At 73.2% G+C, this 21,279-nt stretch carries 17 protein-coding genes and 1 riboswitch; of the genes, 6 read left to right on the top strand and 11 right to left on the bottom strand.

The window, feature by feature from the left end:
- Positions 1 to 117 precede the first annotated feature (117 nt).
- The 5 genes from ACR3IO_RS03190 to ACR3IO_RS03170 all read right to left on the bottom strand — a co-directional run bounded on the left by ACR3IO_RS03190 (position 118) and on the right by ACR3IO_RS03170 (position 7,519).
- Positions 118 to 1,707, bottom strand: a complete 1,590-nt coding sequence (locus ACR3IO_RS03190) for an alpha/beta fold hydrolase (RefSeq protein ID WP_434069709.1) — start codon at positions 1,705 to 1,707, stop codon at positions 118 to 120.
- Positions 1,708 to 1,716: 9 nt separating this feature from the next.
- On the bottom strand, positions 1,717 to 2,583 hold the full coding sequence (locus ACR3IO_RS03185) for a tryptophan-rich sensory protein (RefSeq protein ID WP_434069708.1): 867 nt from the start codon (positions 2,581 to 2,583) through the stop codon (positions 1,717 to 1,719).
- A 184-nt stretch (positions 2,584 to 2,767) separates the two neighbouring features.
- On the bottom strand, positions 2,768 to 5,833 hold the full coding sequence (locus ACR3IO_RS03180) for an aminotransferase (RefSeq protein ID WP_434069707.1): 3,066 nt from the start codon (positions 5,831 to 5,833) through the stop codon (positions 2,768 to 2,770).
- Positions 5,833 to 6,864 carry an FUSC family protein gene (locus ACR3IO_RS03175; protein WP_434069706.1) on the bottom strand — a complete coding sequence of 344 codons (1,032 nt, stop codon included), beginning with the start codon at positions 6,862 to 6,864 and terminating at the stop codon, positions 5,833 to 5,835. Before ACR3IO_RS03175 ends, ACR3IO_RS03180 begins: the two co-directional genes overlap by 1 nt.
- 4 nt (positions 6,865 to 6,868) lie before the next feature.
- A complete protein-coding gene (locus ACR3IO_RS03170; protein WP_434069705.1) occupies positions 6,869 to 7,519 on the bottom strand; it encodes an NAD(P)H-binding protein in 651 nt (216 codons plus the stop codon).
- A gap of 149 nt (positions 7,520 to 7,668) precedes the next feature.
- Here ACR3IO_RS03170 and ACR3IO_RS03165 point away from each other — a divergent pair, with 149 nt between their 5' ends.
- Positions 7,669 to 8,457: a transglutaminase-like domain-containing protein gene (locus ACR3IO_RS03165; protein WP_434069704.1), complete on the top strand. Its 789-nt coding sequence runs from the start codon at positions 7,669 to 7,671 to the stop codon at positions 8,455 to 8,457.
- Between the two features lie 10 nt (positions 8,458 to 8,467).
- On the opposite strand, the gene thiD is transcribed toward ACR3IO_RS03165, so the two are convergent.
- From thiD to thiM, 3 genes are read right to left on the bottom strand one after another with little or no spacing between them, the layout of a single operon-like run.
- Positions 8,468 to 10,096, bottom strand: coding sequence for a bifunctional hydroxymethylpyrimidine kinase/phosphomethylpyrimidine kinase (thiD, locus tag ACR3IO_RS03160; RefSeq protein WP_434069703.1), 1,629 nt, complete (start codon positions 10,094 to 10,096; stop codon positions 8,468 to 8,470).
- Entirely contained in the window at positions 10,093 to 10,752 is a 660-nt protein-coding gene (thiE, locus tag ACR3IO_RS03155) for a thiamine phosphate synthase (RefSeq protein WP_434069702.1), read from the bottom strand. The genes thiD and thiE overlap by 4 nt, the downstream gene beginning before the upstream one ends.
- The gene (gene thiM / locus ACR3IO_RS03150; RefSeq protein ID WP_434069835.1) at positions 10,749 to 11,573 is read right to left on the bottom strand and encodes a hydroxyethylthiazole kinase; all 825 of its coding nucleotides are present in this window, start codon (positions 11,571 to 11,573) and stop codon (positions 10,749 to 10,751) included. The genes thiE and thiM overlap by 4 nt, the downstream gene beginning before the upstream one ends.
- Positions 11,574 to 11,685: 112 nt before the next feature.
- Positions 11,686 to 11,798: riboswitch (TPP riboswitch) on the bottom strand.
- Between the two features lie 765 nt (positions 11,799 to 12,563).
- Between thiM and ACR3IO_RS03145 the strand changes: the two genes are divergently transcribed.
- Positions 12,564 to 13,535, top strand: coding sequence for a GlxA family transcriptional regulator (locus ACR3IO_RS03145; RefSeq protein WP_434069701.1), 972 nt, complete (start codon positions 12,564 to 12,566; stop codon positions 13,533 to 13,535).
- Positions 13,536 to 13,545: 10 nt separating this feature from the next.
- Here ACR3IO_RS03145 and ACR3IO_RS03140 read toward each other — a convergent pair whose 3' ends face one another.
- A complete protein-coding gene (locus tag ACR3IO_RS03140) occupies positions 13,546 to 14,043 on the bottom strand; it encodes a GNAT family N-acetyltransferase (RefSeq protein WP_434069700.1) in 498 nt (165 codons plus the stop codon).
- A 34-nt stretch (positions 14,044 to 14,077) separates the two neighbouring features.
- On the bottom strand, positions 14,078 to 15,106 hold the full coding sequence (locus tag ACR3IO_RS03135) for a LacI family DNA-binding transcriptional regulator (RefSeq protein ID WP_434069699.1): 1,029 nt from the start codon (positions 15,104 to 15,106) through the stop codon (positions 14,078 to 14,080).
- A gap of 163 nt (positions 15,107 to 15,269) precedes the next feature.
- Here ACR3IO_RS03135 and ACR3IO_RS03130 point away from each other — a divergent pair, with 163 nt between their 5' ends.
- The 4 genes from ACR3IO_RS03130 to ACR3IO_RS03115 are packed head-to-tail and all read left to right on the top strand — an operon-like array spanning position 15,270 to position 20,384.
- Positions 15,270 to 16,565: an ABC transporter substrate-binding protein gene (locus ACR3IO_RS03130; protein WP_434069698.1), complete on the top strand. Its 1,296-nt coding sequence runs from the start codon at positions 15,270 to 15,272 to the stop codon at positions 16,563 to 16,565.
- Complete coding sequence (locus tag ACR3IO_RS03125) at positions 16,562 to 17,464, top strand: carbohydrate ABC transporter permease (RefSeq protein WP_434069697.1); 903 nt, start codon at positions 16,562 to 16,564, stop codon at positions 17,462 to 17,464. Before ACR3IO_RS03130 ends, ACR3IO_RS03125 begins: the two co-directional genes overlap by 4 nt.
- Positions 17,464 to 18,384: a carbohydrate ABC transporter permease gene (locus ACR3IO_RS03120; protein ID WP_434069696.1), complete on the top strand. Its 921-nt coding sequence runs from the start codon at positions 17,464 to 17,466 to the stop codon at positions 18,382 to 18,384. Before ACR3IO_RS03125 ends, ACR3IO_RS03120 begins: the two co-directional genes overlap by 1 nt.
- Positions 18,381 to 20,384 carry a glycoside hydrolase family 127 protein gene (locus tag ACR3IO_RS03115; protein ID WP_434069695.1) on the top strand — a complete coding sequence of 668 codons (2,004 nt, stop codon included), beginning with the start codon at positions 18,381 to 18,383 and terminating at the stop codon, positions 20,382 to 20,384. The genes ACR3IO_RS03120 and ACR3IO_RS03115 overlap by 4 nt, the downstream gene beginning before the upstream one ends.
- 453 nt (positions 20,385 to 20,837) lie before the next feature.
- Here ACR3IO_RS03115 and ACR3IO_RS03110 read toward each other — a convergent pair whose 3' ends face one another.
- Positions 20,838 to 21,239 (bottom strand): MerR family transcriptional regulator, encoded by a 402-nt coding sequence (locus ACR3IO_RS03110; protein ID WP_434069694.1) that lies wholly within the window; start codon positions 21,237 to 21,239, stop codon positions 20,838 to 20,840.
- Between the last annotated feature and the right edge of the window lie 40 nt (positions 21,240 to 21,279).

The following is a 21,279-nucleotide window of genomic DNA, read 5'->3' as shown; positions in this document are numbered from 1 at the left end:
CGCGGGGGCGGCCCTGCAGCGAGCGACGCCCGGCCGGGCGCGCCGGATCACGCCTCGGATCTCGCCTCGGAGCCCCGATCGTCGCAGGCACCGGGGGCAGCCGATCGGGGCGGGTGCTCACGCCCCGAGGGCGGCGATCGCCGCGACGCCCTCGACCGCGGCACGATGCGCCGCGGGCGAGGCCGTGAGGCGGAAATGCCCTGCAGCCGGGACGATCACGTTCGTCGCGCCGGGCAGCGCGCTGCCCTCCGTCACGTGCGCATCGAGCGTGCCGAAGATCGAGACGATGCGGGCGTTCACGCTCGCCGAGCGCTGGAGCTCGAGGATCGTGGCATCCGTGGGCAGGAACGCGCGCATGCTCGGGTCGAGGAACCACCTCGCCCGCGCGGAACCGGCGTACGGGGTCGCGAGGGTGACGGCGCCGCGCACGCCGAGGAGCCTTCGTCCGTCGGCCCCCGACGGTCCGGTGCCGCGCTCGAGGTCGGCCAGGAGATGCTTGGCGATGAGGCCGCCCTTGCTGTGCGCGACGATGACGCGCCCGCCGGCCGGAGGGGCGACCCTCGCGAGTGCGGACTGCAGCCGTCGCGAGGTCTCGGCGACGGGCAGGCGGTTCATGCCGAGGCCGTGCACGATCGTGATGCGGTGGCCGGCGCCGTTCAGCGCATCGGCGAGCGGGATGAGGAAGCTCCAGTGCTCGTGCACGCCGGGCGCGAGCACGACGTCGGGCAGGGTCGGATCGCCATGCCGCCAGCGCGCGGGCGGGCGCCGCGCGGTGAGCTGCACGAGGCGTCGACGGAAGCCGAATGCGTAGTCGCGGAGGATCCAGCCGATGCGCGCGCCCGTGCCGCCGCCGAGCGACGTCGACAGGGCGGCCCGGCGCTCGTGCACGGCGAGCGTGCGGCCGACCGACTCACCGCGCGCGTGGCCCGCGATGAGCTGGTGCAGCGGCCCGTCGTGACGGCCCGTCGCCTCGTGCCCGCGGTCGGCGATCTCCGCGAACCCGGCGTTCGGGACGAGGCTCGCCACCGCCTCCGCCCAGTACTGGGGCACGACGCGGTCGTCCGCGCCGCGGATGACGAGCGTGTCGGCGCGGACCGTCGGCAGCACGAGCTCCATGCGGTGCGCGAGCATGGGGCGCAGGTTCGCGATCGTCCAGCCGAGCCCGCTCTCGAGGTACGCCTGGGCGCCCACCTCGAGCGCGGTCGGATCGATCACCGCGACGTCCTGCGCGAACCGGGCGGCCTGTTGCAGCAGCGTGCGCTCCCGCGGGTTCACCGCCGGCGCGATGAGCACGACGCGGTCGACGAGGTCCGGATGCCGCGCCGCGGCCTCCGCGACGACCTGGGCGCCGCTCGAGTGGCCGACGAGCACCGGCCGGCGGAGTCCCTCGGACCGCAGCATGGCGACGAGGAGCTCGGCGGACTCGGCGATGGACGGGACGGTGCGGGGCTTCGGCGAGTCGCCGAAGCCGGGCAGGTCGAGCGCGAGCACGCGTCCGGTGCGCGCGAGCTGGTCGACGAGGTCGCCCCAGTACTCGTGGCCCATGCCGAGGCCGTGCACGAGGACGTAGACGGGAGCCGTGAGTGCGCCGGATGCGGCATCCGACCCGGTCGCGGCATCCGCATCGGCCGGGTCGGCCGCGTCGGGGCGCGCAGGCTCGTGGATGAGGATCACGCGGTCACCGCGACGGAACGGGCGAGCGGCCATTCCCGCAGCCTAGCCCCGGTGGCGGCGGAGCGAGCTCTGGGGGCGCTTGACGGCGACGATGCGCATCGCGACCGTCACGAGCACCACGGCCACCACCGCGATGATCGCGGCCACGCCCGTGACGGTCGAGGCCGGCTCGTCGGTGAGGCGGGCGACCGCGATCCACGAGAGGCCCCAGCCGAGCGACAGGGTCGGGGCGATGCGGCCCCGGTCCCACACCGCGAGGGCGATGCCCACGAGGCCGGCCACGGCGACCATCGCCACGGCCCAGGTCTCGGGCGGGATGCCCCAGCCGTCGAATCCCGCCGCGACGAGCACCGCGGCGACGTTCGCGACCGTCGCGACGCAGACCCACCCGAGGTACAGGCCGATGGTGCCGTCGGTGATGGTCGCGTCGACGGCGGAGCGCGGCGGAAGGAGCAGGCTGCGGCGGAACGCGATGATGAGCACGACGAGCAGCACCACGATGATCGGCACGCTCAGCCAGAGCAGGTCGGCCTGCACGCTGAGGATCCACGCCGCGTTCAGCAGCATCGACGCGGCGACCCACCAGCCGAGCCGGCGGTGCCGTTCGGCGTTGCGCTGGGCGGGCAGGAACTGCCACACCGCGTAGGCCAGCAGCCCGAAGTAGATGAGCGACCAGATGGCGAACGCGCCGCCGCCGGGGGCGACGAGCGTCGCGTCCGCCGCGAGCGCACCGCCTGCGGCATCCTGCACGCGCTGGCCGCCGGCCGCGCCCGAGCCGATGAACGAGCCGATCACGGCGAGCACCGCGCTCACGGCGACCGCGATCTGCCGCAACAGGTCGTAGCCGGATGCCGCGGTCGTGCCCCCGGTCGTCTCGCGACCCTCGTTCGTTCGGTCGAGCCTCGTCATCGCCACTCCTGCCGTCGTCGTGCGGATCCCGGTCGGATATCGCCAGCCTAGGCAGGTCGCACGACCGATGCATCGAACCTTCGATCGACACGGAGGGGGTTGACATCGAGGTCGGCCGCCCCGAGTCGACGGCGGTGCCCACGGGCCTCGCCGCGCTCGCCGCCTGGCGCTCACCCGGCGGCGCTCACCAGCCTTCGGTGAGCACCCGGTCGAGCATCGCGACGAAGAAGTCGGCCGACGCGTCGTCGAGGCAGAGCGGCGGCTTCACCTTCAGCACGTTCTGGTGGTCGCCCGTCGGCTGCATGATCACGCCGAGCTCGAGGAGACGGTCGCAGATCGCGGCCGTCTCGGCGGTCGCGGGCTCGAGCGTGGCCCGGTCGCGCACGAACTCCACGCCCAGGTAGAGGCCCAGCCCGTGCACGGCTCCGATGAGCGGATGCCGCGTCGCGAGCTCCTCGAGGCGCTCCTTGAGCCGGGTGCCGACGCGCAGCGCGTTCTGCTGCAGGTGCTCGTCGCGGAAGGCGTCGAGCACCGCGAGCCCGGCCGCGCTGGACGCCGGGCTGCCGCCGGTCGAGGAGAAGAAGTACCCCTGGCTGCGGAAGGCGTCCGCGATCTCCCGCGTCGTGATGACGGCGCCGAGGGGGTAGCCGTTGCCGGCGGCCTTGGCGACGGCGATGACGTCGGGCACCGCGTGCTGCTGCTCGAAGCCCCAGAACCAGTGCCCGAGCCGCCCGAACCCCGCCTGCACCTCGTCGGCGATCGCGAGTCCGCCGGTCGCGCGCACGGCCGTGTAGACGCCCGAGAGGTACCCGTCGGGCAGGGGGATGCCGCCGGCGTTGCCGAAGAACGTCTCCGAGATGAACGCCGCCGGCGGCCGGCCCTCGGCGGCCAGCGAGGCGATGCGGGCGGCGGCCTCGGGTGCGTAGCGCGCGGCATCCGCCCCTCGGTGCACGCCGCGGAACGGGTTCGGGGCGTCGACCGCGTGCACCCAGTCGGGCCGGGTGGCGAGCGCGTTCGGGTTGTCGGCGACCGAGGTGCTCACGGCATCCGAGGCGTAGGTCCAGCCGTGGTACGCCTCGAGGATCGCGACGACATCGCGCCGGCCGGTCGCCGCGAGCGCGATGCGGATCGCGAGGTCGGTCGCCTCGGAGCCGGAGTTCACGAGGAAGACCGTGTCGAGGCCGTCGGGCGCGAGGGCCGCGAGCCGCTCGGCGTACTCGACGACCGCGCCGTAGTGGAAGCGCGAGTTCGTGTTGAGCCGGCGCAGCTGCGCGCTCACCGCGTCGGCCACCCCCACGTGCCCGTGCCCGAGGGGCGTCACGTTGTTCACCATGTCGAGGGAGACGCGGCCGTCGGTGGCCACCAGATGCTCGCGCCAGCCGCGCTCGATGCGCGGCGGGGCGGCGTAGTAGTGCTCCTGCACCTCGGCGAGGCTCGCCTCGCGGCGCTCGAGCAGGGCTGCGGCGTCGGATGCCGCGGCGGAACCGGCATCGGACGCCACGTCGGATGCCGCGAGGCCGAGCAGCGGCGCCGGGTCTGCCGTGAGCGCCAGCCAGCCGGCCGCGACCTCGGGGCGCACGGTGTGCGGCGCGGGCGGCGCGTCGCTGCGCTGCAGGCGGATGCGGATGCGGGCGCCGGATGCCGCGGTGCCGAGCGGCGACCCGGCGGCGACCTTCGTGCCCGAGCCGGGGGCGTTCGCGAGGGCGCGATGCGGTTCGTCGGCGCGGGTCGCGTCGAGGTCGAGCCGGACCCCGCCGGCGAGCTCGACGGAGACGAGCCCCGTGCCCGAGGTCGTGACGATGCCGTTCGCGGGGCTCGTGAACGCGGTCGTCGCGCGGAACCAGACGTCGAGGCCGGTCGGCACGGTGGCGGAGGAGGAGTCGGCGCGCACGCGCGCGGCCGTGAGGCGCGGGACGGCGCGGGGGAGCACGGCCGCGTCGACGGCTCGGTCGAGCGCCGCGCGGGCGAGTCGTGCCTCGAGCTCCTCGCCGTCGAGCCACGCGCCCGCGTCGACGTCGGGCGACATGATCGAGACGTCGAGCACGGCCACCCGCGAGGGCTCGAGGCCGTGCACGAGGCGGGAGAACGCGTCGGCGTCGACCTCGAGCGGCGAGCCCGCGTGGGCCTGGTCGAGTTCGACGCCGAGTGCCGCCGCGATGACGGCCGTCATCACCTCGACGGGCACCGACGTCGCCCGCTCGAAGATGCGCCACTCGCGCTCGAGGCCGTCTGCGGCGTAGGCGTTCTCGCCGCCGTCGAGCTGCACCTGGTGCTCGCCGCTGACCACGAGCACGGCGCCGCGCACGACGACGAGCGGCCAGACGGCGGCGACCTCGGCCGACGAGAGCGGCCGCAGCGCGTGGAAGGCTCGCATCGCGGGCAGCACCGAGACCGGCTCGGCCCCCGCGTGGTGCAGCACCGACGAGATCGTGATCGCGAGTTCGGCGACCGCCCACGACCGGGTGACGTCTCCGAAGTCGATGAGCCCGTCGGGGAGCCCGCGAGGGACTCCGCCGGCGAGACCGCCGTCGGCGGCGCGCACGACGTTGTCGTCGGTGAGGTCCAGGTGCACGGCCTGCATGGGCAGGTCGGGCGCGAGCGCGGCGAGGCGCGCCCAGGCGGAGGCCGCGGCATCCGTCACCTGTCGGCGCCGGCTCGCGTCGGGGTGATGGGGTGCGAGCAGGTCGACGACGCGATCGGCGAAGCGCGGATCCCACTGCAGCACGCGGTCGAGGCCGTCGTGCTCGAAGTCCGCGAGCGCGAGGCTCGTGCGCGCGGCGAGCTCGCCCAGGCGGGCGACCGTGCGCGGCGGGAGGTAGGCGCTGCCGGTGAGCGTCCCGCCGTCGAGGAAGGAGATCACGCGGATGCTGCGCAGCCCGTCGCTCGTGTCGGCGACGACCGAGCGCGGCCGGCCCGCGGCATCCGTCGTCGTGGTGGCCACGCGCAGCTCGGAGGCGTGCTCGGCGATGCGCAGGGCGGCGGCGTCCTGCGCGGCGAGCTCGGTCGCGGTGAAGGCCGGGTTCGTGACCTTCACGACGCCGACGGGCTCACCCGTGCCGGGCGCGAGGGCGAGGAAGTTCTGGTCCTGCTGGCTGCCGAGCGAACGGAGCTCGACCTCGAGCCCCCACTCGTCGGCGAGGATCGCGGCCACCTCGGCGCCCGACAGGTTCGGGGCGGGCAGCTCGCCCGCGCTGAAGAAGTCGAACCCGCGCGGCCGCACGGGTTCGCTCGCGTCGCTCGCATCGGTCATCAGGACTCCGCTCCCAGTTCTTCACGGATGCGTCGCAGGTCCTCCATCAGCGAGCCGATGAGGATCCAGTGCGACGAGGTCGGGGGGCGCACGACGAGCGCGGACGTGAGCGCGGGCACCATCGAGGTCATCGGCTCGGGTTCGGGTTCGGCCACGCGGGCCGCGAGCCGGATGTCGTGGGCCACGCGGTGCAGCTGCTCGGCGATCGCGCGCACGGTCGGCTCGTCGTGGAGGGACTCGTCGTAGTGGTCGGCGAACGCGCGCGTCATGCCGATGACCTGCGTCACGATCGGGCCGAGACGTTCGAGCAGGGCGCGCAGCTGCGCCAGTTCCTCGCGGTGGGCCGACCGGCGCGGGTTCAGCGTCAGCGACTCGGTGCCCGCGGCGATCGCGGCATCGGCGGCGTCGCGCATCGGCCGCAGCAGTCGGGCCTCGATCATGAGCGCCTCGATGTCGGCGCGCGACTGCGTCGTCTCGAGCGCGGTCGCCAGGCGATCGGCGGATGCCGCGAGCTCGCCGCCGAGCAGGGCGACCTCGTTGCGGGCCGGCGCGATCGCCACCGGCGGCACGATCGCCGCGTTCACGATGATGCCGATCGCAGCGCCGATGAGGGTCTCGAGCACGCGGTCGAGCGCGTAGTTCGGCGTCGACGCGCCGAGCGCGAGCGTGAGCATCGCCGAGATCGCGACCTGGTTGCCCGTCGCCGGGGCCATCTTCAGGCTCCAGGCGATGAACATCGCCACGAGCACCGCGACGAGCACGATCCACGAGCTCGTGCCGAACACGAGCGACAGCGTCGAGGCCACGATGACGCCGAGCATCACGCCGATGGAGCGCTCGATGCCCTTGCCGAGCGACTGGTTCACGCTCGGCTGCACGACGAGCAGCGCCGCGATCGCCGCGAACACCGGCAGCTGCGCAGGGATCAGCGCGCCCGCGATGAGCCATGCGGCGATGGTCGCGACCGACGTCTTCGCGACCTGCAGCACCGGCAGGCGCTTCGATGCCCGCAGGTTGTCGAGGACGGCCATCGGGTCAGTCGAGGGTCGCGAGGGCTGCGGCGACGGACTCGTCGCCCGCGGTGAGGTCGAACTGCGTGCGCGAGGCCGCACCCGTCGTCAGCACCGCCGCGACGACGGCTGCGACATCCGCCCGGCTGATCGAGCCGCCGGGCAGGCGCGCGCCGACCGCGACGAGCCCGGTCGCCGGTGCGTCGGTCAGGGAGCCGGGCCGCACGACGGTCCAGTCGAGCGAACTCGCGCGCACGGCGGCATCGGCCTCGCTCTTGGCGCGGAGGTAGATCTGGAACACGTCGTCTGAGTCGGGGTCGAAGTCGTCGGCGCGCATGGCGGAGACGATCACGATGCGGGCGACGCCGGCCCGCTCGGCGGCCGCGGACAGCAGGATCGCGCCGTCGCGGTCGACCGTGAGCTTGCGCTCGGCCGTGCTGCCCGGTCCGGCTCCGGCGGCGAAGACGGCCGCATCCGCTCCCGCGAGCACGGCGGCGACCTCGTCGACGGATGCCGCCTCGAGGTCGAGCACGACCGGCACCGCCCCCGCGGCCGCGATGTCGTCGGCGTGATCGGGGTTGCGGATGAGCCCGACGGGCTCGTGCCCGGCGTCGGCGAGCAGCCGCTCGAGGATGAGTGCGATCTTTCCGTGGCCTCCGGCGATGACGACGCGCATGGCCCAAGTCAACGCCGCCGCCCCCGATGGCGCAACCGGCCACGCGGACATGGCGCTTCCGATCCTGCGCGGCGACCGGCAGAATGGGCGGGTGCCGCTCGGCACGTCTTGACGCGATTCAGCGACGACGATGAACGAGGGGCACCACCATGCGACGAACCGTCTCCGCCGACATCCGGCTGACCGTCGAGGCTCCTGCGCGTCTCGTGTTCATGGTCGCCGTCGCCGGTGAGCCTGCGAGCGAGCGGCTCGACCTCCGCTCCGACGGCTCCCCGGTCGAGGCGGTCGAGCTGGCGGATGCCGCGGGCAGTCGCCTGCACGTCGTCGATGCCGAGTCCGGGTCGCTGTCGCTCTCGTACTCCGCGACCGTCGACGGCGCGCTCGACGTCGCGCCCGAGCGGGCCCTCGACCTCGTGGAGTACCTGCGGCCGAGTCGGTACTGCGAGTCCGACACCCTCGGGCCGACGGCGTTCGCCGAGTTCGGCGGCCTCGACGGGCATGCGCTGCTCGACGCCGTCTCGTCGTGGGTGGGCACGCGCCTGTCGTACGTGCCCGGATCGAGCGGCCCGACCGACGGCGCCGTGCAGACCCTGCTCGCCCGGCAGGGCGTGTGCCGCGACTACGCGCACCTCGTGATCGCGCTGCTGCGCGGGCTCGACGTGCCCGCACGGCTCGCCGCCGTGTACGCGCCCGGCCTGGACCCGATGGACTTCCACGCCGTCGCCGAGGCGCACGTCGACGGCGCGTGGCACGTCGTCGACGCGACGGCGCTCGCGCCCCGGTCGACGCTGCTGCGCATCTCGACCGGGCGCGACGCCGCCGACACGGCGTTCCTCAGCTCGTACGGCGGTGCGGCGAACCTCGACGGGATCACGGTCACCGCGACCGCCGACGACCTGCCCGCCGACGACATGACCCGGCTCGTGCAACTGCGCTGACGCGAGCCCGTCAGCGCGTCGCCGCCGCCACGGGCTGCGCCGCCGATCGTTCGAGCAGCGGCGCCGCGAAGAACGCGAGCTCGTGCTCGGCCGACGCGCGGAACGCCCGGTGCATGGCCGCTCGATGGGCGGGCGTCGCGCTCGCCGCGAGGCGGGTGACGAGGTCGATCGCCTCGCGCGTCGCGACGGCGAATCCCGGATCGGAGTACGTCGCCAGCCACGACGCGTACGGATGCCCCGGGTCGAGCGCGCGCTCGCCGAACGCGCCGGCGGCGAGGCGCTCGCCGAGGTCGACGTAGATCCAGAAGCACGGGAGCAGCGCCGCGACGAGCACGGCGTAGTCGCCGCGGGCGCCGGTCGCGAGCAGGTGGTCGAGGTAGGCCGTCGTCGTGGCATCGGGTTCGGCGGCGAACGTCGCGGCGGCGCGCAGGGGATCCGCCGCGGCATCCGCACCGTCGCCCTCGGTGCCCGGGCCCTCGGCGCCGGCAGCGTCGGTGAGCCAGCACGCGTGCAACTCGAGCTCGCCGACGAGGGCGCCGTGCGCCGAGGACGCCCAGAACGCCTGCGCCGCGGCATCCGGTGCCAGGCGCGAGGCCTCGGCGAGCACGCGGGCGTAGTCGCGCAGGTAGAGCGCGTCCTGCGCGAGGTAACCGAGGAACGGCTCGCGCTCGAGCGTGCCGTCGGCGAGCCCGCAGATGAAGGGCAGGTCGTCGATGGCGGCGCGCACGTCGGCGATGCCCGACCACCACTCGGCCTCGATCTCGCCTGTGGTCGGTGCGGTGCGCAGGCCGCCGCGCGACCAGAGCCCCGCGAAGTGGCTCACGGGCCCGTGGCCGCCGCCGACCTCGAGCGCCTCGCCGTGGCGGAGCGACTCGCGCAGCCACCGCCGCGCCTCGCCGACCGCCTCGGTCCAGTCGCCGAGTTCGGCCTGCAGCGTCGCGATCGCCGACGACAGCGAGCATCCGGTGCCGTGCGTCGCGGTCGTCGCGATGCGGGCACCCGCGAACTCGACGACGGTGGCGGATGCCGCGTGCACGAGTGCGTCGGGAGCGTCGGCGCCCGCGAGGTGTCCGCCCTTCGCGAGCACGCGCGCGCCCGTGGCGGCGGAGACCGCCTCGGCCTGCGCGATCGCCTCGGCCCAGGTCGCGGCCGGCGCCTCGCCGGCCAGCACCGCGAGCTCGAGCAGGTTCGGGGTGATCAGGTCGGCGAGGGGGAGCAGCTCGCGCAGGGCCGCCTCGGCATCGGCGTCGAGCAGCCGGTCGCCGCTCGTGGCCACCATGACCGGATCGAGCACCACGATCGGCACCTCCGTCCGTCGCAGCCAGTCGGCGACGACGTCGATCACGGACGCGTTCGCGAGCATGCCGATCTTCACCGCGTCGACCGTGATGTCGTCGCCGATCGCGTCGAGCTGCTGGCCGAGGAACGCGGCCGGCGGCACGTGCACTCCGCGCACGCCGCGCGTGTTCTGCGCAGTGAGGGCGGTGACGGCGCTCATGCCGTAGCCGCCGGCTGCCGCGATCGACTTGAGGTCGGCCTGGATGCCGGCACCGCCCGACGGGTCGCTGCCCGCGATGCTGAGCACGCGCGGCACCCGGCGTGCGCCCGCTGCGAGGTCGGCGCCCACGCCCGCGCTCATCGTGCACCCCAGGCCGCGGCGAACTCCGCGGCGGCGTCGCGCGGCGAGGGCGCGGCGCAGAGCGCCGACACGACCGCGACCCCGGCCGCGCCCGCGTCGCGGAGCGCGGCGACATCCGCCAGGGTGATGCCGCCGATCGCGACGCACGGAAGCTCGGCCTCGGCCGCGAACCGCGCGAACCCGTCGATGCCGAGCGCCGGCGGATGGTCGGGTTTCGTCGTCGTCGGACGGATGACGCCGACGCCGAGGTAGTCGACGTCGCGGCGGGGCATCCGGCGCAGGGCCTCGAGGTGTTCGCGCGCATTCGCGGTGAGGCCGACGACCGCGTCGTCGCCGAGCAGCTCACGGGCGACGGATGCCGCGGTGTCGCCCTGTCCGAGGTGCACGCCGTCGACCGGCAGCCCGCGCGCGCGAGCGGCCGCCGCGACGTCGACCCGGTCGTTCAGGAGCAGCGCTGCGCGCCCGTCGATCGCGATCGCGAGCGCCTCGAGCTGGCGCAGCAGGTCGTCGTGAGTCGCGGCCTTGTCGCGGAGTTGCACGACGCGCACGCCGCCGTCGACGGCGTCGGCCACGACGGCGGCGACCCCTCGCGGCCCGCAGAGGGCGGCATCGGTGACGAGGGTGATCGAGAGGTCGAGGGCGGTGCGGGCGGTCATGCGGTCGCCTCGGCGGTCTCTGCGGCCGGCGCCGCATCCGTCACGGAGACCTTCGCGCGGGCGACGACGGTCTCGGGCGTGACGAGCGCGAGCGCGTCGAGGAAGGCGGGGCCGAAGCTGCCCGGTCCGGCCGAGCCGGCGGCCGCGATCTCGGCCGCGACCGTGTAGACGACGGTGGCGGCCACGGTCGCCGCGAACGCGTCGTCGTCGGTGCCGCGAGCCGCGCCGAGGAACGCCGCCGTCACCGCGCCGAGCGCGCAGCCGCCGCCCGTGATGCGCGTGAGCACCGCGTCGCCGTTCGCGATGCGCGCGGTGCGACGCCCGTCGGTGATGAGGTCGACGGGGCCGGACACGGCGACCACCGCGCCGTGGGCGAGCGCGAGGTGCGCGGCCGCCTCGGCGGCGGCATCCGTGCTGTCGGCCGCGTCGACGCCGCGCCCGCCGGCGCCCGCACCCGCGAGCGCGATGATCTCGCTCGCGTTGCCGCGGATCGCGGTCGGTCGCTGCGCGACGAGTTCGCGCGCGAGGGCCGTGCGCACCGGCAGGGCGCCGATCGCGACGGGGTCGAGCACCCACGGCGTGCCGGCGGCGGATGCGGCGGCCACGGCCTCTCGCGCGGCGTCGCGCTGCTCCTCGTGGGGCGTGCCGAGGTTCACGAGCAGCCCCGACGCGATGCCGGCGAACAGGCCGGCCTCGACGCGGATGTCGACCATCGCCGGGGCGGCGCCGATCGCGAGCAGCGCGTTCGCGGTGAAGTTCGTGACCACGCTGTTCGTGATGCAGTGCACGAGCGGCGCGGACTCCCGCAGGCTCGCGAGCAGCCGTGCGCTGGACGCGGCGAGATCGGCGGGGCCGGCCTCGCCGAAGCCGCTCTCGCCGAAGCCGCTCTCGGCGGCGCCGGCTGCGGCGTGGTGGGCAGGGTCGATGGACAGACGATCGCTCACGCGACATCCCTTCGCTAGTTCGAACTAGATCAGGTTCGACGGGTGTGTTCTCAGCCGCGGTCGCCCTGGCAGGGCTGGAGCGCGGCACCCCGTGTCACTGCGGGCCAGCCTACCGGGACGGCGGATGCCGCGTCGCGAGGTGACGTGGCGCCGTGGGCGATGCGCCTGCGCGTGCCCCCGGGCTGCGCCTGCGGTGGCGTCTGCGTCTGGACCTGGACCTGGACCTGGAACTCGACCTGGACCTGGACCTGGAACTCGACCTGGACCTCGACCTCGACCTCGGGAGCACCACTTTGCGGATACGGTGCCGGAGTGCCGGAGTGCCGGAGTGCCGGAGTGCCGGAGTGCCGGAGTGCCGGAGTGCCGGAGTGCCGGAGTGCCGGAGTGCCGGAGTGCCGGAGTGCCGGAGTGCCGGAGTGCCGGAGTGCCGGAGTGCCGGAGTGCCGGAGTGCCGGAGTGCCGGAGTGCCGGAGTGCCGGAGTGCCGGAGTGCCGGAGTGCCGGAGTGCCGGAGTGCCGCGCATCTGCGGAGCGGCACCCCGGTGGTGCTGGCGATCGCACGCGTTCGTGCTCCGTTCGCCCAGGTTCGAGCTCCGTCCGGCCCCCAGTTCGAGGGCGAACGTCCGCTGAGGTGTGGTGGTCGTCCGACGCGGCGGCTACGGTTCTCGCAACACCCCGCCGGGTCGGCGATCCTCCGTCGGACGATCTCCACTCGGCTGATCGCCCCCGGGAACGTTCCTCCCCGGGCCCGGCGGGGTCGTCACTCCCAGGGATGCGCGGCGGGACCAAGGATGCGCGGCGGGACCAGGATGCGCGGCGGCATCGGGGTGCGAGGCGGGATCCTTGCGGGCCATGGCAGTCTGGCCGTATGACCTCCGGCCGCGCACACCGCAACCACCGGGTCGCCGTCCTCGTCCTCGAGGGCGCGAAGCCGCTCGACGTCGGCATCCCGGCGCAGATCTTCGCGACCCGCCAGTCGATGCCGTACGAGGTGCGCGTCTGCGGCGCGGCGCCGGGCCCCGTGACCGGCGGCGACGGCCTCTCGTACCACGTGGCCGACGGGCTCGAGGCGTTCGAATGGGCGGAGACGATCTTCATCCCGGGCTACCGGCATCCGGATGTCGAGGCGCCGCCGCCTGTCGTCGTCGATGCCCTCCTCGCCGCCCATGAGCGCGGGGCGCGGATCGCGGCGATCTCGACGGGTGCGTTCGCGCTCGCCGCAACGGGCCTGCTCGACGGGCGTCGTGCCACGACGCATTGGCACTACACGCGCGCGCTCGCGGCGCGGCATCCGCTCGTGCAGGTCGACGAGAACGTGCTGTTCGTCGACGAGGGGCGCGTGCTCACGTCGGCCGGTGCGGCGTCGGGCATCGACCTCTGCCTGCACCTCGTGCGCCGCGATCACGGCGTCGCGCTGTCGAACCACGTCGCCAGGCGCCTGGTGGCCGCGCCGTACCGCAGCGGCGGCCAGGCCCAGTACGTGCCGCGGGCGCTGCCCGACGACCTCGGCGAGCTGTTCGCGGCGACCCGCCACTGGGCGATCGAGCGCATCGACGAGCCCCTGACGCTCGATGACCTGGCGCGCAACGCGAAGGTGTCGACGCGCACGTTCTCCCGCCGCTTCGTCGAGGACACCGGGTACACGCCCATGCAGTGGATCCTGCGCGCGCGCATCGACCTCGCGCGGGAGCTCCTCGAGCGCACCGACCTCGGGGTCGAGCAGGTCGCCGCGCGGGTGGGGCTCGGGACGGCGGCGAACCTCCGCCTGCACTTCCACCGTGTGCTCGGCACGTCGCCCACGGAGTACCGGCACACGTTCCGCCGGTCGCCCGCGGAGTGAACGGCGTCGCCTACAGGTCGAGGACGTTCCAGACCACGTCGCCGTTCTCGCCGGGCGTGGTGCGGTCGCGGCGGAAGCCGAGCTTCTCGAGCACCCGGAAGGACGGGGTGTTCCAGGTGGCCACGGTCGACCAGAGCCGCGTGCGCCCGGTCACCCGGGCCGCCTCGACGATCGCCGCTCCGGCCTCGGTGGCGTATCCCCGACCGTGCGCGCTGCGGAGCAGTTCGTAGGCGATCTCGGGCTCGTCGATGCTGGCGCGTCCGATGATCAGGCCGCAGTAGCCGAGGAACTCATGGTCGCCGCGACGTCGGAGCGTCATGAGGTGGATGCCGCGACCGGGTGCGCTCTCGCGTGCGCCGCGGATCTCGTCGAGGGCTCCCTCGAGCGTCGGCATCTCGTCGCCGCGCTCGCCGACGAGCTGCCGGTAGCCGGCGGCGTCGGACTCCTCCCACAACTGCAGGGTCAGGCGTTCGGTCTCCAGTGCGAAGGGCATCGGTCGGTAGGGCACCGGTTCAGGCTAACCGGGCGGCGTCGTTCGGCACTCAGCGCCGCTCGATCGTCGAGCCGCGGATCACGAGCCGCACCGGCAGGTGGTGCACGCCCGCCTCGGCCTCGTCGCCGTCGATCGCCTCGAAGATGCGCATCGCGGCGGCGCGCCCGAGCTGCTGCAGGTTGGCGTCGATGCTCGTGAGCTCGGGGCGGGAGTTCAGGGCGAGCACCTCCCAGTTGTCGTAGCCGATGACGGAGACGTCTTCGGGCACGCGCTTGCCGAGGTCGCGCAGCGTGTCGATCACGCCGCGGGCGATCTGGTCGGACCCGGCGACGATGCCGTCGACGTCGGGGTGCTGGGCGATGAGCATGCCCGTCGCGGCGCGGCCCCAGTGCTCGCTCCAGTTCGACGTCATGACGTCGCCGACGAGGTCGAGTCCTGCCTCGGCGAGGGCCGCCTTCACGCCGACCGCCCGATCCTGCGCGGCGGCGTACTCGGGTTCGCCGGTGATGTGGGCGATGCGACGACGGCCGGTGGCGAGCAGGTGCTCGACGGCGATCCGGCCGCCCGCCACGTTGTCGGGCGTCAGCGAGACGTCGCCCGGGTCGTCGGAGGGCGCGTACGCGTAGACCACGGGCACGGGGAGGTCCTGCCCGAGCGACGGGCGCGGGTCGGTCTGGCGGCCCACCACGATGATGCCGTCGACGCGCCGGTTGAGCAGGGCCTTCAGGTGATGCTGCTCGCGGATCGCATCGCCGCGCGCATCGCAGAGGAACACGTTGATCTGCCCGGCGCCGAAGGCGTCTTCGGCGCCCATGAGGATCGGGATGACGAACCGGCCCTCGAGGTCGCTCGTCAGCAGGCCCACGGTGCCGGTGCGCCCGGCGATGAGACTGCGGGCGAGCGAGTTCGGCGTGAACGAGAGCTGTTCGGCGGCCTCGATGACCCGCTTGCGGGTGGCGGGCGCGACCTGGTCGCGGCCGTTGATCGCCTTCGAGGCGGTGGCGAGCGAGACGCCGGCCATGCGGGCGACGTCGTTGAGGGTCGCTGCGCGCGAGCCGCCGGTACCGCCTCTGGCCATGTCGCCTCCTTGACTGAAACGCTACCGGCCATCGCCCTTGACGGCCGGGAGAATCACACTGTAGCGTGCCGAAAGGCCTTTCGGAAATTTCGGATAGCCGGCACCAGTACCTGGCATTCCGGGCGCTTCGGCACCCACTCAACGACGAGCAAGGAGTACACGGATGAGATCACGCAATCGCCGGATGATGCGGGCTGCAGCCCTGCTCGCCGCCGGCGCCCTCACGATCGGGCTGGCCGCCTGCTCGGGTGGCAGTGACGACTCGGGATCGAGCCTCGCGGACGCCGGCGCCGAGGGCGTCGACGACGGCTCGACCCTCACGCTCTGGACGCGCGCGCCCCTCGAGAAGCAGGCCAAGCTCCTCGTCGAGGCGTACAACGACAGCCACGAGAACCAGGTCGAACTGACCGTCGTGCCGAACGACGACTACGTCGCGAAGGTCGGCGCCGCAGCCGGATCCAACGGCCTGCCCGACCTGTTCGCCGCCGACATCGTCTACGTGCCGAACTGGGTGAAGCAGGGGCTCTTCCAGGACATCACGGCCAACATCGACGGCTTCGACTTCAAGGACGACATCAACCAGGGCCACCTCTCGGCGGGCACCCTCGACGGCCAGGAGTACGTGCTGCCGTTCGTGCTCGACCTGTCGATGCTCTTCTGGAACAAGGACCTCGCGACCGAGGCCGGCCTCGACGCCGAGACCGGCCCCGCGAACCTCGAGGAGTTCGCCGAGTGGGCCAAGGCCATCCAGGCGCTCGACAAGCCCGACACGTACGGCACGGCGACCGGCCTGAACTGCGGCGGATGCCTCGTCTTCACGTGGTTCCCGAGCAGCTGGGCCGACGGCCAGGAGGTGCTCTCCGAGGACGGCACCGAGTCGCTGCTCGCGAGCGACACGTCGAAGGAGATCTACGCCACGTGGAAGGACCTCTGGGACTCCGGAGCGGTGCTGCCCTCCTCGAAGGATGAGGCCGGCCCCACCTGGACCGCCGCGTTCACCGAGGGCAAGGTCGGCATCATGCCGTATCCGGCGACGCTGCTCTCGTCGACCCCGTTCGACGTGGGCGTCTCGGGTCTCGTCGGCCCCGAGGGCGGCGCTTCGACGTTCGTCGGCGGTGACGGCATCGGCGTCTCGAAGGACTCGAAGAAGGCCGCGCAGGCGTGGAACTTCCTCAGCTGGATGATGTCCGAGGACGCGCAGGTCGGCGTGCTCGCGAAGGACAACGACGTGGTCTCCCGCTCCGACCTCGCCGACAACGAGTACTCGCAGAAGGACCCGCGCCTGATCACCATCAACGAGGTCGCCGGTCAGGGCGACACTCCGGTCGCGATCAACTTCCAGCAGGCGTTCAACGCACCGAGCAGCCCGTGGTTGACGATGGTCCGCAACGCGGTGCTGGGCGACGCGTCGACCATCGACGCCGACAACGACGAGATCACGGCGGTGCTCTCGCAGTGAGCACCATCCTCCGCGGCGTCGGGCGGGTGACCCCCGCTCGGCGCCGCGCCGCACTCACCGGCTGGCTGTTCGCCCTGCCGACTGCCCTGTTCGTGCTGCTGCTGTTCGGCCTGCCGCTGCTGCTCGTGCTGCAGATGTCGGGCAGCGACTGGCCGCTGCTCGGCGGCAACCAGGGCTGGAACATGCCCGAGAACTACGTCGACGCGGTCGGCAACCGCTTCTTCTGGGCCTCGATCGGCTTCACGCTGAAGTACACGGTGCTCACCACCGTGATCCTGCTCGCGCTGAGCCTCGGGCTCGCGATGCTCGTGCAGGAGTCGACGCGCTGGAAGGGGCTGCTGCGCACATCCTTCCTTGTGCCGAGCGCCCTCGGCCTGGCATCCGCCTCGCTCCTGTTCTACGTGCTCTATTCGCCCATCGCCGGGCCGTTCGCCGACCTGATGAAGGCATGGGGGTTCACCTTCCTCGGCACCCCCGACGGCGCGCTCTGGTCGACGATCTTCCTCATCGTCTGGCGGTACGCGGGCTTCTACATGCTGCTCATGCTCGTGGGCCTGCAGGGCATCCCCGACGACGTGTACGAGGCCGCGCGCATCGACGGCGCGTCGCGCTGGCAGACCTTCCGGAGCATCACGATCCCGCTGCTGCGCCCGACCCTCGCCCTCACCACCGTGCTCTGCGTCACGGGGTCGCTGCTCGCGTTCGAGCAGTTCTACATCCTCACCAAGGGCGGGCCCGACAACTCGACCATCACGGTCGTGCAGCTCATCTACAGCATCGCGTTCCAGGGCCAGAACGACCTCGGCGTCGCCGGCGCGCTCTCGGTGATCGTGCTGCTCGCGCTCGTGGTCGTCAACATCGCGCAGATCCGCGCGTTCGGAAGGAAGGCCGAGGACTGATGAGTCTCACCACCGCACGCCGGGGTGCACCGGCCACCGACTCCACGACCGCGATCGTCGCGCCGCATCATCGCGGCGGGCCGACGAAGCGGCCCACGACGATCGCCGGCATCGCGCTGCGCACGCCGTACTGGGTGCTCACGGCGGCACTCGCCCTGCTCTTCCTCTACCCGCTCATCTGGACGGCGATCTCGTCGGTCTCGCCGCTCGCCGGCACCAACCAGACCGACGGCTGGGGCTTCGGCAACTACATCACCCTGGCGAACTACCAGGCCGGCATCTGGGTGTACCTGTTCAACTCGACGTTCGTGTCGCTGCTGACGGTGCTGCTGACGCTCACGATCTCGCTGCTCGGCGGGTACGCGTTCGCGCGGTTCCGGTTCCCGGGCAAGGATCTGCTGTTCCTCTCGACGCTCGCGATCCTGATGGTGCCGTACGCGACGCTGCTCATCCCGCTGTACGTGCTGCTGAACACCGTCGGGCTCTCGAACTCGCTCGTGGGCGTCGCGCTCGTGCTCACGATGTTCCAGCTCCCGTTCTCGATGTTCATGATGCGCATCTCGTTCGAGTCGATCCCGCGCGAGCTCGACGAGGCCGCGATGGTCGACGGATGCTCCGCCTGGACGGTGCTCTGGCGCGTGCTCGTGCCGGCGGTCAAGCCGGGCCTCATCACGGTGGGCCTGTTCGCGTTCCTCGCGGCGTGGAACGACTTCATGGCGCCGCTGATCCTCATCAACGACTCGAACAAGATGACGCTCCCGCTGGCGATCTCGAACCTGCGCGGGCAGGTGCAGGGCGTCGTCGACTACGGCGCCACCGAGGCCGGCGTGGTCGTGCTCGCACTGCCGTGCATCCTGCTCTTCCTGATCCTCCAACGTCACTACGTGCGCGGCTTCATGTCGGGCGCCTTCAAGGGATGACCATGACCACTCCTTCCTCCTTCGCCTCGACGTCTCCGGCCGTCGCGGCGACCGTGCACGCGGTCCCGGTCGCGCCCTCCACGGGAGCCTTGCGCCCGCTGGGCCTCGACGAAGTGCGCATCACCGGCGGCATCTGGGCCGATCGCCAGCGCGTGAACGGCACCGCGACCCTCGACCACATCGAGCACTGGCTCGACCGCGAGGGCTGGCTCGCCAACTACGACCTCGCCGTCGCCGGGGGCCTCGCCGAGGGGCGGCGGGGGCGCGAGTTCTCCGACTCCGAGGTGTACAAGTACCTCGAGGCGGTGGCCTGGGAGATCGGGCGGCTGCGCGCCGCGGGGGCGGATGCCGCGGGCGCGACCTCCTCGACCGGCGAGGCGGATGCCGCGGCATCCCTCGCCCGTCTCGAGGGCCGGTTCCGGGCGACCGTGGCCCGCATCGCCGCCGCGCAGGAGCCCGACGGCTACCTCAACACCCGGTTCGGTCGGCCCGGCCAGGAGCCGCGCTGGTCCGACCTCGAATGGGGGCACGAGCTGTACTGCCTCGGGCACCTGTTCCAGGCTGCCGTCGCCCGCGTGCGCACGGCTCCCGGCGCCGACGACGGGCTCGTCGGCGTCGCCCGGCGCGCAGCCGACCTCGTCTGCGAGACGTTCGGCGAAGGCGGTCTCGAGCGCATCTGCGGCCACGCGGAGGTCGAGGTCGGGCTCGCCGAGCTCGGCCGCGCGCTGGGGGAGCCGCGCTACCTCGAGCAGGCGCGCCTCTTCGTCGAGCGGCACGGACGCGGCACCCTGCGCGACATCGAGTGGGGCCGGGCGTACTACCAGGACGACGCGGCCGTGCGCGAGGCCGACGCCCTCCGCGGGCACTCGGTGCGCGCCAACTACCTCGCCGCGGGGGCGATGGACGTCGCCGTCGAGACGGCCGATGCCGACTTGTCGGCCGCCCTCGAACGCCAGTGGGACCGCACGCGCGAACGTCGCACGTACGTCACCGGCGGGCAGGGTTCGCACCACCAGGACGAGGCCTTCGGCGAGGACTGGGAGCTGCCGAGCGACCGCGCCTACTCCGAGACGTGTGCGGGCGTGGCATCCGTCATGTTCAGCTGGCGGTTGCTGCTCGCGAACGGCGACGTGCGCCACGCCGACCTCATCGAGCGCACACTCTTCAACGTCATCGAGACGTCGCCGGATGCCGCGGGCACCGCGTTCTACTACGCGAACACGCTGCACCAACGGGTGCCAGGCGCGCCGGCGGACCCCGACGTGGTGTCGCCGCGGGCGCACTCGTCGCTGCGGGCGCCGTGGTTCGACGTCTCGTGCTGCCCGCCGAACACCGCGCGCACGTTCGCGAGCCTCGCGGCCTACCTCGCGACGGCGGACGACGCGGGCGTGCAGCTGCACCAGTACGCGCCGTCGATCGTGCGAACGGTGCTCGCCGACGGCCGCGAGGTCTCGTTCGAGGTGCTCACGGAGTACCCGCGGTCGGGCACGGTGCGCGTGCGTGCGCTGTCGGATGCGGCCTCGCCGTGGCGCCTCTCGCTGCGCGTGCCCTCGTGGGCGGTCGGCGCACGGCTGTCGGTGCGCTCCGCGTCAGGCGAGATCGAGCAGCAGTGGCCGGCGGCGCCGGGCATGGTCTCGGTCGAGCGCAGGTTCGCCGCGGGCGACGAGGTGGAGCTCGAGCTTCCGATGGCCCCTCGGTTCGTCGCGCCCGACCCCCGGGTCGATGCGGTGCGCGGATGCCTCGTGGTCGAACGCGGCCCCGAGGTGTACGCGCTCGAGTCCGTCGACCTCGCCGACACGGCGCTCGCGGCATCCGACTTCGCCGATCTGCGGGTGGACCCGGATATCGCGCCGATCGACACGGGCGACGGCCGCGTCGTCGTGCGCCTCACGGACCGGCGAACGGATGCCGCGGCCGACGTGGCGCTCGTGCCGTACCACGCATGGGCGGAGCGGGGCCCGTCGACGATGCGGGTCTGGGTCCCGGCCGTCGGAGGGTAGCGGGCGGCACGCCGCCGCACGTGCGTGGGCCCGTCGCCTCGGAGGCGGGCCCACCATGCTGAGAAGGGTGGCTTCGAGAGTCCTGAACGGCGGCGGCGCGGGCTGCGACCCGGGAGGGTTTCGTCCTGGAACTCTGTGGCGATGTGGCGATGTGGCGATGTGGCGATGTGGCGATGTGGCGATGTGGCGATGTGGCGCGAGTTCTGGGATGGACTCGTCCGAGCCGAGCCGAGCCGAGCCGAGCCGAGCCGAGCCGAGCCGAGCCGAGCCGAGCCGAGCCGAGCCGAGCCGAGCCGCGAGCTGAGCTGGGCCGCGAGCTGAGCTGGGCCGGGCCGGGCCGGGCAGGGCTGGGCCGGCGGCTACCGGCTGCCCATGGACCTCTGGCCGCTACCTGCTGGCCGCTGCCTGCTGGCCGTTACCCGATGGCCGCTCCTCCCCACCCGTGCTCAGCGATCAGTGAGCGGCGAGCTCGCGTTCGAGCTCGCTCTCCGACAGCAGCGCGGCATGCTCGGTGCGGGCGAGGTAGTCGCGGATGGTGTCGCGGCTCCGGGACAGGCAGGCGATGCGCTCCTCGATGCCGACGAGCTCGGCGGCGAGCTTCTCGGCCACGCCGCGGGGGCAGCTCGGGCGGGCCTCGGCGACGGCGTCCTCGAGGCCGAGCAGTTCCTTCACGAGCTTGGTGGTGAGCCCCGACTGCACGAGGCTCGCGATGCGCTGCACCCGCTCGACGTCGGCCTCGTCGAACTCGCGGTAGCCGTTTGCGCCGCGGGTCGAGGTCAGGAGCTCCTGCTGCTCGTAGTAGCGCACGAGACGCGTCGAGATGCCGGTGCGGTCGGCGACTTCGCCGATCTTCATGGGGACCTCCGGGCGACTCCTGGACGACGGCTTGACATTG

It is taken from the genome of Agromyces sp. Marseille-Q5079 (assembly GCF_051016555.1).
Lineage (GTDB): Bacteria > Actinomycetota > Actinomycetes > Actinomycetales > Microbacteriaceae > Agromyces.
The sequence above is the reverse complement of the archived record's forward strand: the minus strand, read 5'-3'. Positions and strand labels throughout refer to the sequence as shown.

Bases quoted from the DNA above. Each gene is read 5' to 3' on its own strand.
- ACR3IO_RS03190 (WP_434069709.1), bottom strand. From the start codon at position 1,707: ATGGCCGCTCGCCCGTTCCGTCGCGGTGACCGCGTGATCCTCATCCAC.
- ACR3IO_RS03185 (WP_434069708.1), bottom strand. From the start codon at position 2,583: ATGACGAGGCTCGACCGAACGAACGAGGGTCGCGAGACGACCGGGGGC.
- ACR3IO_RS03180 (WP_434069707.1), bottom strand. From the start codon at position 5,833: ATGACCGATGCGAGCGACGCGAGCGAACCCGTGCGGCCGCGCGGGTTC.
- ACR3IO_RS03175 (WP_434069706.1), bottom strand. From the start codon at position 6,864: ATGGCCGTCCTCGACAACCTGCGGGCATCGAAGCGCCTGCCGGTGCTG.
- ACR3IO_RS03170 (WP_434069705.1), bottom strand. From the start codon at position 7,519: ATGCGCGTCGTCATCGCCGGAGGCCACGGAAAGATCGCACTCATCCTC.
- ACR3IO_RS03165 (WP_434069704.1), top strand. From the start codon at position 7,669: ATGCGACGAACCGTCTCCGCCGACATCCGGCTGACCGTCGAGGCTCCT.
- thiD (WP_434069703.1), bottom strand. From the start codon at position 10,096: ATGAGCGCGGGCGTGGGCGCCGACCTCGCAGCGGGCGCACGCCGGGTG.
- thiE (WP_434069702.1), bottom strand. From the start codon at position 10,752: ATGACCGCCCGCACCGCCCTCGACCTCTCGATCACCCTCGTCACCGAT.
- ACR3IO_RS03145 (WP_434069701.1), top strand. From the start codon at position 12,564: ATGACCTCCGGCCGCGCACACCGCAACCACCGGGTCGCCGTCCTCGTC.
- ACR3IO_RS03135 (WP_434069699.1), bottom strand. From the start codon at position 15,106: ATGGCCAGAGGCGGTACCGGCGGCTCGCGCGCAGCGACCCTCAACGAC.
- ACR3IO_RS03130 (WP_434069698.1), top strand. From the start codon at position 15,270: ATGAGATCACGCAATCGCCGGATGATGCGGGCTGCAGCCCTGCTCGCC.
- ACR3IO_RS03120 (WP_434069696.1), top strand. From the start codon at position 17,464: ATGAGTCTCACCACCGCACGCCGGGGTGCACCGGCCACCGACTCCACG.
- ACR3IO_RS03115 (WP_434069695.1), top strand. From the start codon at position 18,381: ATGACCATGACCACTCCTTCCTCCTTCGCCTCGACGTCTCCGGCCGTC.
- ACR3IO_RS03110 (WP_434069694.1), bottom strand. From the start codon at position 21,239: ATGAAGATCGGCGAAGTCGCCGACCGCACCGGCATCTCGACGCGTCTC.